An 11,347-nucleotide genomic window follows, 5' to 3' on the forward strand; every position below is an offset into this window, starting at 1 on the left:
GGATGTATTTATCTGAACGGGTGATGAATCAGGACTAGCATTGGTAGGAGAATAAACCCTAAATAAATTTCAGTAGATATTAGCGAACAGCTTCTTACCCCCCCTGTAGGTCTTCCAATTTCGCCAGCACAATCTCCTTATTGTTGAGAGTATAGGTGTGATTAGGGGCAAGTAGGAGGACACGGTCGTAGCTAGCGATCGCTTCCCTATAAGAATTTTGTAGTCCTTTGTACGGTTCGAGGGATAGCTGTCTATATCGAACGGTATGCTGAATATTTTTATGTCCCACATTCCGCACTTCAGTTTGTCACATAAATATTAGTGTAAAAAATAACATTGTATTTGTAAATAAAAACACGTAATTTTTTAGTAAAAAATATAAACAGTATTAAAAAATGCCAACAATTTGAAATTGGTAAGGTCTTGACAATAAAATCAGGAGAAAAGATGAGAGAATGGTAACCGTTCACAGGGTTTGAATGGGGATAAGAATAAGGGATTCCAATAATTGGAGGAATGGCGACCATTAATCAACGAGACCTAAGCGTTGTTCAAGTCAGGTGAATCAACGGATGTGAGCCGGTAAAATTAAACAGCGTTTATGACTTGGTCTTGATTGGTAATTCCCAAAGTCCTTCCAGACCCAGTTTTTGCGATTTATGTAAAACAACTCTTACTGTTTGTGGAGTCCAGTTAAAGTGAGCGGCTATCTTCAAGGGCGTACCAGCCATGTGCGTTTAATCTGATTACCTCTGCTCGGTCTTTAACTTTCTGTGGTACATCCGGAGTTCTCAGGTTTAACAGGGTTTGGTCTTGCTCACGCGTGAGGAATACCCTTAAGCGAGCGCCCATAACATTCGTTACCTCGGTAAGTACATTTTCCGTATTTACTTATCTTAACATAGTTTTGTTTTTTCCCGCCTACCTACTTAACTATGGGGTAATTAATGAAGTGTGTTTGACGTAGGACTAGTAATGGTTGATTTTGGGGGCAAATTCATAAGTTTCCTTTACGACTCATTAAAAACGATCAACTTTTTTGAATTCTTGAAAAACTGTATCACAGGCTACTATTTTTTGATGATCGCCAAATTTTTCGCTCTACTGAATGTAAATTAGAACCCACTTTACTTGCCAATAGCAGTAAATCCAGCCCAATGATAAGGAGACTGAAATAGTTTTTCATCAATATTTTTGCGTCGAGGGTTCTTTGCTAGAATCTCACGCATCTGACGCATCGAACGCTCAGCTTCAGGATGATTGCTACTATCTAATTGCAAGTGATTTGCCCACTCTTCTAAATCTTTCCAAGTAATATTCCGTAGCCAATGTTGGGCTTGGTTAAGTGCCACTGCAACCGAAACATCTTCACCCCCATCAAAAGCAGCTTTGAGATTTTGCAAGAATTTAATCATCAAATATGCTGTAGACATATCGTCTACTGTCCACAGACTACTTACCACACTGGAACTACCTGCATAGAGAAAACCACTGGGTAAGCCGATATATTCATCGCTGTTATTATTAAAGTCTATCAAGCCTGTTTCACAAGCAGAAAGAACTACAAGACGGCATTTTTTGAAGTCAAAGCCTCGCTCAAAAAGATTACCCAATGTGAGGCATTTGCTTAAATCTATGATGCCTTTAGAAGTTTCAAAATATTGTTTGGGGTCAGCATTCATAGGAATAGAAGAAACTTTAGCATCTGCTAGTAGCAGAAAAGAATCTAGAGGTGAGTCCGTCTTGAAGTGACCGTGACAGGAGAAATGAAGGTAATCCACCTCTTGTAGGTGTGGCACAGCTTGATCTATGGCTGCTTTGGTGGCGTGGCTGTTGGATAATACTTGGTGGGAGGGAAAGAGAGACAAAATGCTATTTACTTCCTGGTCGGTGAATTGAAGGTCTCCTGTAGGGTTTTGAATGGCAAACAGGGATTGAAAATCAGGACGTTGACGCTGTTGCACTTGTTGCAGGAGTTGACAACTAGGTGCATAAGCTACACCCAAAGGGAATTTGTCAACTAGGTATGATTCCCCTACAGGTAAAGCATGAAGAGGTAACAGATGCAAGAAGCGATGGGGAATGAGGATTAATCTGTCGCAGTGGGCCGGTATTTGCTCTAAGATTGACTCTATGTGCAGGATTTTTGATAACTGCTTCAGCCGTTTTTCTAGCTGATTCTGCCATTGGTTTTTTCTTGTATAGTAGTCTTGCAGATATTCATTTTCCCAATTACTCAGGCATTCTAAGTCTTCTGGTTGAGATTCCCAGACTGTTAATTCTTGTCCGTTAGGTTTGACAACAAAAGCGAGAATTTTCTGGTTTGTAATATACCATTCTATAATCGCTGTGTGTTGAGCCAAAGTTGGCTGGAATTTGTCAAATCTGAAGCCAGAACCAACTGGTAAGTAGCGGTCTTGCAATTCTTGGCGTTGTTGTCGTAGTTGTTGGAGATTTTGGGCTAATAATTTTGGATTTTCCGCTGTGTTATTCTGGATTTCATACTGACCACTGGCTATTTTGTCTCGGAGTTGTTCTAGTTGGTCGGCAACTTCTGAAGGGAAGATGGTTTTGAGGTCACGGTCGAGGATAAGTTCAACTAAATTGCGAGTTTTGCTGCGTTCAATATATTCAATAGCTCTTACATAGTATAGTGGCTCATTTTTAGCTAAATCCAGACAAACTTCCACTATGCTTTGGTATAGCTGGTTCCATTCTTCAGCAAGCTTTTTCTTATCATCATCTATTGCCGAGCCATATAGTATCTCTTGACGAAATGATTCTATGATATCAATAGCAGCAGCAAAGGCAGTATAGGCTTCGCTGAATTGTTGGTTTTCTTTATATGCCTTACCTAGATTGTCTTGAACCTCTGCGTATTTTTGAGGAAAAGCTTCACGGGTAAATACTTCCTTTGAAGCAGATAAGTAACAGTCGATTGCTGCTTTCAAATCTTCTGTTCTCTCCTTATTAATTCGGTATTGGGATAAGTAGACAGCGCCAATATTTACTTGTGTCATTGCCCAGTATTCAGGAAAATTTTCACGAGTGTGTACAGTTAAAGCAGATAAGTAATAGTCGATTGTTTTTTGAAAATTTCCTATATTCCTCAAGGTAGTAAGCCTACGGGAGAAGATTCCTAAATTGTTTTGCACCATTGCCCACTTTTCGGGAAAAGCGTCAAAAGTATAAACTTTTAGAGCTTCTTGGGAATAAGAGATCGCCTGTTCTAAATTCTCAGCCAGATCCCCTGTGATTCTTTGACCGTAAGCTTTACCAAGGTTTATTTGCACCATTGCCCACTCTTTGGGAAAAGCATCAAAAGTATAAATTTTTAGAGCTTCTTGGTAGCAAGTGATTGCCTGTTCTAAATTCTCAACTCGCTCTCCTCTGATTCTTTCAATGTAAGTCAAACCCAGATGGTTTTTAGTTGTTGCCCACTCTTTGGGAAAAGCATCAAAAGTATAAATTTTCAGAGCGTCATAGCAGCAAGTGATTGCCTGTTCTAAATTCTCAGCCCGCTCTCCTCTGATTCTTTCACGGTAAGCATTACTAAGACTATATTTCGTCATTGCCCACTTTTCGGGAAAAGCATCAAAAGTATAAATTTTCAGAGCGTCATAGCAGCAGGTGATTGCCTGTTCTAAATTCTCAGCCCGCTCTCCTCTGATTCTTTCACGGTAAGCGTGACTAAAATTATTTTTCGTGTTTGCCCATTGTTCAGGAAAAGTGTCAAAAGTATAAACTTTTAGCGCATCATGGTAGCAAATGATTTCTTGCTCTAAATTCTCAGACCGATCTCCTGTGATTCTTACACCGTAAGCATCACCAAGATAATATTTCGTTATTGCCCATTGTTCGGGAAAGCTTTCACGAGTGTATACCTTTAAAGCAGATAAGTAACAACAGATTGCTTGTTCTAAATTTCCTACTTTATGATAAGCCACACCAAGATAATTTTGCGTCGTTGCCCATTGTTCGGGAAAATCTTCAAAAGTATAAGTTTTTAGAGCTTCTTGATAGCAAGATATCACCTGTTCTTTGTCTGTATTCCTTGCCAGTAATTGATAAATTTGCTGAAGATTGTCTTTCCTGTTTGGGTTTGCTAGTATATACTTCATGCGCAAGTTTAAATGATCTTGAAACATTAATGTATCTCTCCAATCAATGAACGTAAAATTGATTGAGACAAAAGCCAGACTGTAGAACGCCTAACTTTTGGCTTTTTGCGGTTTATTTCTGTTGTGCGATCGCTGCAATTAAAGCCTTTAACCCAACATCAGTTGGTTCGTCCAGAAAGTAACTCATGTGGTCACAAGGGACTTCCTGAATGTAGGGAGGATGCGAGCGCGCTGTGGGAATACTGGTGATACTATCCACTTTGACCGCTATATCATTGGGTGTGCCAAAAAAGGGCAATTCTACAACTTTCTTAAATAAACGTTGTTGTAGCCGTTCTATGATGGATTTTTCTGGTGCTTGCTCCTCCAGTGCTGCGGGAATAATAGAGGTATTACCAGCAATAATTGAGTAGGGAATCCCAGGGTCGCCACTCTCGGCTAGCGATTTGATAAAATCAGAACTTGGGTTCATTTGGGCTAAGGCTACCCGAATATTTTGTTCTAATGCACCCATCAACATAGCTACCACATTTGCAGGCCAAGCGACTACAGAAAGACGATTGAGTGCAATACCTAGAGTCAATTTTACCCAATCTTCCACCACAGCCCAAGGAGAACCTGCATTTGGCGTACCCAACATAATTAGATGTTGGACAACTTGATTACCTCCTTCTCGCTCAATAAACCAGCGAGATACCAAACCACCCATTGAATGAGCGATAATGTGTAGTTGTTTACTGTGATTTTCTAATAAACCCACATCTTTTAGTCGTTGTTTTAAATGTTGGGCATTCTGTTCAATATTAGTATTCAGATTTTCGTAATCAAAGGTGAGAACTAGATCATAAAGTTCGCTGATGGAAGACTTTTGCCCATCTGGTTGCAATACGGGTTGTTTGATTGTAGACACTAAACTTTCAGTATCGCCGATAATTCCGTGGATGTAGAGGGCAATTCGTTTTGCTTGCCTTACCTGCTGCTTGACATAATTCTCATCTCGGTTATAACTTACTTTCTTATCCTCTCCCACTTCAGCCACTGCTAAAATCGGGTAGTTGAATTCTCGTCCCAAACCCTGGTTAATGACTTTTTGAAAGAAGATGCGAATGGAACCTTCCAAACTACGTTCTCCCTTGCTCACAGGGGCTGGTAATCTTTCCAAATCAATTTCTATTTTGCCATTTGTAGTTGGTTTTCCAGAACCTAAGGGTAAGAAAAATTCACCATCATAACCCACAGGCAGCAGGTATTCATTGTTTGCTAATTGTCCATCAACTAATAATTTTAAAGGTGCATCTGCGGTGACAACTTCATAGTTTGTAACGTCGCTTAGTTCCAATACACTTAATCCTGGGTCTGTACCGCGACTGGTAGTAAATTGGAAAGGTTGAGTCACTCTTGGATCTTCCCGCAGGATAGGGGGGACAATTTTATTTCCCAAATCTCGGCTCACTTGCGGTGTGGTGTTTAGGCGAACATTTGCAATTAAGCTGGGATGAGGTTGTAATGTAACTCCCTGTGCTAGTTGTTGTTCCTGTTCCTTAGAAATAGGGGTAGAATTTAAGGGGCGAACCGTAGTGATTGTGATTTCCTCAGCGTACCAATCGTCATATTGCGCTGTACTTTTGGCTTCAATTTCACGATTTTGGGTTCGATTCATCAGACGCCCGAGGCTGCTTTGATTTTGAGAATCTACATCCCGTGATATGGGTGGACGAGGTGCGTCTAGTTTGCCTTGAGTTAGTAATCTTGCGTCAAACTCGTCATTACTAACAATCAATTTAATAATATCTTTGTATTCGGTAATTCCTTGTTCCCAGAAAGCGTCTGGTACTGAGAGTACCAAGTCTCTACCATCTAAAGCAAAAGCTTCTTCTCCTGGAGCAAGCCTGACGCTACCAGAATCAAAAAAAGGAGCGCTGATTGCAAAACTGTCTGAAAGGTTAACTAAAGAACAAAAAAGTGTTTTTTTCGTTGTATTGGTGAGTTTAAGCTGAAATTCTGGCTTCTGCCATTCACCATCTTTATACTTATACTGTAAACGCATCTGCTTTGATTGAGATAAGTCCTCATATTTAAAGATGAACTCCATCTTCACGTCACCTGCTTTAATCTGATTTGCCGCAGTATTTGCAAGTTTAGCAATTGTTGTCCACCGGGCAATATGTTCTAAGCGTTTAATTGCCTTGTCTGCGTTGTCTGGGGTGTAACCATCAATTTGAGCTACTAGGGGTCGGTCATCTGTCGGTTTGGTTACTAAATACTGGTTATTGCGACACAACAGGCGAAAATCTGCTTTGCCAAGTTCTTGTTCCTCGCGGATATAGGCTGAGGGTTGCTTACCATTAAGTCCGGCTGTTTTGAGCTTTTCAAGCGCCAGATTTACACCTGCTTCATCTCCCTCAAAGTACACCCCTAAAGGCGGTAGTGGTAAACTGGTGACAATTGCTTTATAAGTGTCGTCAGGAGACAGATTTTCTACCCCTTCGATCTCTATTTTGCTCTTAGTTGGCAATACATCCGTCACTTTTGCTGCACCCACAGATTTTGAGGGATCGTGCAAATCGTCGTTATTAGCATTAAATTTAAATAGTGCTAACAAAGTAGTTTCGCCATTTTTGGGTGGTTGTACTCCGTGGACAGCACCACCTTCAATCACCCAGCCAGAGGTTTTGTCATGCTTGACATTGAAGTATGGTTCAACCTCTGCGATCACACCATCGAGGAAAAATTTGTTACCATCCTCGATGTGATTTACTTCCAATTGCGGAGACTGATCTGGTATTTCAGTGCGGACTATTGCATTGGTGCGTGCAAATAAATCCCGATAAGTCAGCTTTCCATTGGCTTTGGCAAGTGTATCCATCAAAAAATAAGAGAAATAACCCCGAGACTTGCTAGTGTATTCTTTTGCTTTTTCATAGTCTCGACATGCTGCTAAAAGCACATGACGACCTTTAGGTATTTTCCAACCAGTGGGGTGTTTCTCTGGGTCACGGTCACGGATACCTAATAATTTTTCTAAATCTTCCAGCTTAAAAATAAAGCTATCCAATGGACGCGATCGCTTGTCTGTATCTAACCGACGTTCCTTAGTTTCTTTTGTGGGGTCTTTGGTGCCGGACCCAGAGTGGCAACAATCGAGAATAATGGTAACATGTGGCTCTTTTTCTTCCACTTCCGCAATTAGTTTTGCCAACTCCTTATCAGCCAAATCCCAACCGTTCTCGGTACGGCTGTCGTAGCATACTAAAGTTTCATCCAGATGATCTGGTTCTATGTACCAAAATTCCTTTGGTGCTAATTCCTGGGAACCATGACCACTGTAGTAAAACAAAACTACATCATCTTTTCCAGCTTGACGAAGATGCTTGCGGAAGCCATTAATAACTGCCTCACGGGTTGCTTGCTCATCTTTAAGTGTTTGTAAGTGCAGTTGGTATTTTTCTTTGTCAAATCGTTCGTTAAGATACTCTTCGATTGCTGTAATATCGTTTACACAACCTTGGAGGCGATCATTGGGATTGGGATAATTATCGATACCCACAAGCAAAGCGTATAAATTGCGAATCCCAACTTCTGGAGAATTACTAACCATGATGTCACTCCTTCTAATTAAATACCTCTTTGTGAGCGGATTATGAAAACACGGTATCACGGCATCCCAGTCAGCTAAAATCTCGTTCACCAGAGCCTTGAACTTGGTATTCTCACTGTTCTAGGACTTACGCATTGACAGAAATCATTAGATATGGGGTAAGGAATTAATAACGCCTCAACGGGGAATTTCTCCACATAATTGGGTGTTCCCGTCCATTGTAAGGGCGAATGCCATTCGCCCCTACAGCTTTGAAACAACCATTATCCGTTAATACATACAATGTTTGGTTTGTATAGTGCGTAAGTCCTATGTTCGTCAGTTCTACTTGTTTGAACCTGATATATTCATCAAACCGCACCTCATACTGACTTACCGCCTGAGGATTACTGACTTGTGACTGACTTTTAGGATTTGTGTAAAAATAATATGAACAATTTTTTATGTGGAAGCCAGATTTTGCAATCTCTCGGAAATAAAATTTGTACAACTTATTTTTACATGATGCCTTAGTATGACTCGTAAAATTTATCTAGTTGCAATGAAATAAACCATGTCCAGACCCGTCAAAGTTCATTACTGAACTGACTTACCCAAACAAGAGCGTTTTTTGACTTCGCCAACAGTGTTTTCGCTAATTTCCCCCCAATTTATATTTAGCACTCTGATAAATACTACCAGATAGCTTGGGGAGATTTCGGACAAGGAAGCAAAATTTTCTCTAATTACTGCATCTGGATGGAAGGGTGACCCCAAACCCTAAAAGCTTCAGTTGTGGGTTTAAAACCCACTTAAAAAAAGATGTTTTTCGAGACGCAGTGCTTAGAAAAACGGCGTCCTTTTTTCAATAAAAGCTCAGTCTCAAAGTTAAGTTTTCTCAACCCTCTATTGACTACCACCAATTTAAAAGCCCCTCTGGTAATTTCAGTAGACCGAAAAGTTTGGCGATCGCTTCCTCCCCATATTCAAGAAGTGGCTTGTGACCACATGAGCTATTTCAGTACTGATGTTGGATTACAAGCCTTGCTTGCAGCGCTGACGCAACAAAGATAAAAGTCACATCTTTTGGGCATAAGAGACATTATACACAACATCTCTTGTGCTCAGATTCCTTTGAGTGAGTCTGCATAAGTTAAAGTAGTCTCCAACTATTACTATACCGGACATGGTGGTAATAAAAATAGCAGTATAAGTCAAAGCTAAAAAAGTGTTTATGTCTACATCTTTATATGATTTTCACCATAATTTTGCTGTTATTATCGGAATTAATGACTATGTAAATGGGATTCCGCGTTTACGAACCGCTGTTCCTGATGCTGAAAGACTTGCCAAAATTCTCCAAGATAATACCAGAAAAGACGGCAAGTACAATGTGCTAAAATTACTAGACGCATCCGCGACTTTTGATAAACTGAGTGATTTACTAGAAGCCTTCAAACAGAAGACTATCCGTTTACTTGACGGTTCGATACCAGTAGGAAAAGATGATCGGCTTCTATTCTACTTTGCTGGTCATGGTATTATACCGAAAGATGGGTTAGAAGATACAAAAGATTTGGTTGCTTATCTTGCACCACAAGACGCTAATGGAGGTATTTTCTTAGAGACAGATTTTGAGAAAATTAGCAAGGTATTGCTGCCAATGAAAAAATTGCGTGATGCTCTTGCAGAACTTCCTTGCCCAAGGTAATACCATTGTTAGTGCTGGTGATGATCTCACGGTTAAATTATGGAACATCGACGGCATACCCATCGGCAAACCTTTTATTGGACATCAGAGTACTGTCTATTCTGTCACCTTTAGCCAAAATGGGAGGAGAATTCTCAGTGGCAGTGAGGACAAAACATTACGCTTATGGGACCTTGAAGGTAACCTCATTGGTGTACCTTTCCATGGACATGAAGATGTTGTCACATCAGTTGCCTTTAGTCCGGATGCTCAAAAGATTGTCAATGGTAGCAGAGATCGCTCCTTGCGCCTGTGGGACACCCAAGGCAACCCGATAAGTCTACCATTTGAAGGGCATGAGGGTTTTGTTAACTCTGTCGCCTTTAGTCCGGATGGGCAATACATTGTCAGTGGTAGTTCTGACAACACAGTGCGCTTGTGGCGGGGGGAGGGCTGGAAAGCGTGGCTGGATGTCTGCTGTACCCGACTTCTCTACCATCCTGTCTTTAGAAATCCAAAACAGGAAGTGGAAAAGCAGGCTTGCAAAGTTTGTCAAAAATACGTTTGGACACAACAACCTTAGAAATAATCACGTTGGACTGTTTAAAGGTAGCGATTGTACCATAGCACAGTTTCTTTTTGAAAGCGTATGATCGCACAACCTCTTTTAAGGAACAACTCGGTCAGCAATTGCTGATAACAACAAAAGTCGCAAAAAAGTAAGTCTTCAGATTTTTTCCGAAAACAGTGCTTCAATATCTGTAGTTAATGGTAATTCCAAACTGCTCGCTGTAAATTTACTAGCATCTATTGATGTATGCCAAAGTCCAAGTATGAATTTCAACGCAATCTAGCGGTGATTATTGGTATTAATAATTACTCAAATGGCATACCAAGACTAGAGACTGCTGTGTCCGATGCAATAGAAATTGCCCGGATTCTCAAACAAGATCACAACTATGATGTCCGGTTACTAAAAGATGCTAGTCTGGAAGAACTTGTCCAACTCCTTGCTGCCCTCCAGATGCAGACAATACCCCTTGATCAGGAAACAGTGTCGGTTAGCAAGAACCACAGAGTGCTGTTTTACTTTGCTGGACATGGTATCGTTTTAGATGCGTTGGAAAGTGCAGATGGACCAGCTGGATACCTAATACCTTATAATGCTCATGCAGGTAATGTTAGTACCTACCTGCTGATGCAGGAATTACACAACGCTTTGGTTTCACTACCCTGCCGACATCTATTGACTATCCTTGACTGCTGTTTTGCAGGGGCATTCCGGTGGTCGAGTATTAAAAGAGACATTCTACCTTCCCAAACTGTCTACAAAGAGCGCTATGAACGCTTTATCAGTGACCAAGCGTGGCAAGTAATTACTTCTGCGGCTCATGACCAAAAAGCTTTAGATTTTTTGGCTTGTCGTGGAACAGTAGGCCAGCACTCGCCTTTTGCTGCAGCGCTTTTGAGAGCGTTACGTGGCGGTGCAGATACCAATCCACCAGCAAAGAATGGTAAACCAGCTGGCGATGGAGTGATTACAGCAACAGAACTGTATAGTTATCTGCGCGACGAATTGGAAACGACTACAGAAAAATTCTATAAACGCCAAACCCCTGGGTTGTTTCAACTCAGTAAACATGATAAGGGGGAGTATATTTTTCTAGTTCCCGGTCATGAGTTAAACCTACCGCCCGCACCGCCACTCAATCAGGAGAATAATCCATATCGAGGGCTAAAACCATTTGATAAAGCCCATAGCCATCTGTTTTTTGGAAGGCAAGAGGTAGTAAAAGATTTGAGTGCGTTTGTCAAGCAACACCAACTAACGGTGGTTCTGGGGGCTTCTGGTACTGGCAAGTCAAGCTTAGTGAAAGCAGGGCTAATTCCTAATTTAGAAAATGATATGGAGAATCAGTGGCAAGTACTTGAACCGCTTCGTCCTGGTGAGTTTCCAAT

6 protein-coding genes are annotated in these 11,347 nt (G+C 40.9%); 4 read left to right on the forward strand and 2 right to left on the reverse strand.

The features are described 5' to 3' along the window. Positions 1 to 1,127: 1,127 nt before the first annotated feature. Together G4P69_RS33185 and G4P69_RS33190 are read right to left on the reverse strand one after the other, a co-directional pair. Positions 1,128 to 4,148 (reverse strand): CHAT domain-containing protein, encoded by a 3,021-nt coding sequence (locus G4P69_RS33185; RefSeq protein WP_208354089.1) that lies wholly within the window; start codon positions 4,146 to 4,148, stop codon positions 1,128 to 1,130. An 85-nt stretch (positions 4,149 to 4,233) separates the two neighbouring features. Next, positions 4,234 to 7,719, reverse strand: a complete 3,486-nt coding sequence (locus tag G4P69_RS33190; protein ID WP_208354096.1) for a caspase family protein — start codon at positions 7,717 to 7,719, stop codon at positions 4,234 to 4,236. 801 nt (positions 7,720 to 8,520) lie between these two features. Between G4P69_RS33190 and G4P69_RS33195 the strand changes: the two genes are divergently transcribed. From G4P69_RS33195 to G4P69_RS33210, 4 genes are all read left to right on the forward strand, one after another. Next, the gene (locus G4P69_RS33195; RefSeq protein ID WP_208344529.1) at positions 8,521 to 8,772 is read left to right on the forward strand and encodes a hypothetical protein; all 252 of its coding nucleotides are present in this window, start codon (positions 8,521 to 8,523) and stop codon (positions 8,770 to 8,772) included. Positions 8,773 to 8,932: 160 nt separating this feature from the next. After that, a complete protein-coding gene (locus G4P69_RS33200) occupies positions 8,933 to 9,409 on the forward strand; it encodes a caspase family protein (RefSeq protein WP_208344530.1) in 477 nt (158 codons plus the stop codon). Further along, positions 9,378 to 9,971: a WD40 repeat domain-containing protein gene (locus G4P69_RS33205; RefSeq protein ID WP_208354102.1), complete on the forward strand. Its 594-nt coding sequence runs from the start codon at positions 9,378 to 9,380 to the stop codon at positions 9,969 to 9,971. Before G4P69_RS33200 ends, G4P69_RS33205 begins: the two co-directional genes overlap by 32 nt. Positions 9,972 to 10,205: 234 nt before the next feature. After that, positions 10,206 to 11,347, forward strand: a 1,142-nt coding sequence (locus tag G4P69_RS33210; RefSeq protein WP_208354100.1) for a caspase family protein, incomplete at its 3' end; no start/stop codon positions are given.

It is taken from the genome of Aetokthonos hydrillicola CCALA 1050 (genome assembly GCF_017591665.1).
In the GTDB taxonomy this organism is placed as follows: Bacteria; Cyanobacteriota; Cyanobacteriia; order Cyanobacteriales; family Nostocaceae; genus Aetokthonos; species Aetokthonos hydrillicola.

Bases quoted from the DNA above. Each gene is read 5' to 3' on its own strand.
- G4P69_RS33185 (WP_208354089.1), bottom strand. From the start codon at position 4,148: ATGTTTCAAGATCATTTAAACTTGCGCATGAAGTATATACTAGCAAAC.
- G4P69_RS33195 (WP_208344529.1), top strand. From the start codon at position 8,521: ATGTTTTTCGAGACGCAGTGCTTAGAAAAACGGCGTCCTTTTTTCAAT.
- G4P69_RS33200 (WP_208344530.1), top strand. From the start codon at position 8,933: ATGTCTACATCTTTATATGATTTTCACCATAATTTTGCTGTTATTATC.
- G4P69_RS33190 (WP_208354096.1), bottom strand. From the start codon at position 7,719: ATGGTTAGTAATTCTCCAGAAGTTGGGATTCGCAATTTATACGCTTTG.
- G4P69_RS33205 (WP_208354102.1), top strand. From the start codon at position 9,378: ATGCTCTTGCAGAACTTCCTTGCCCAAGGTAATACCATTGTTAGTGCT.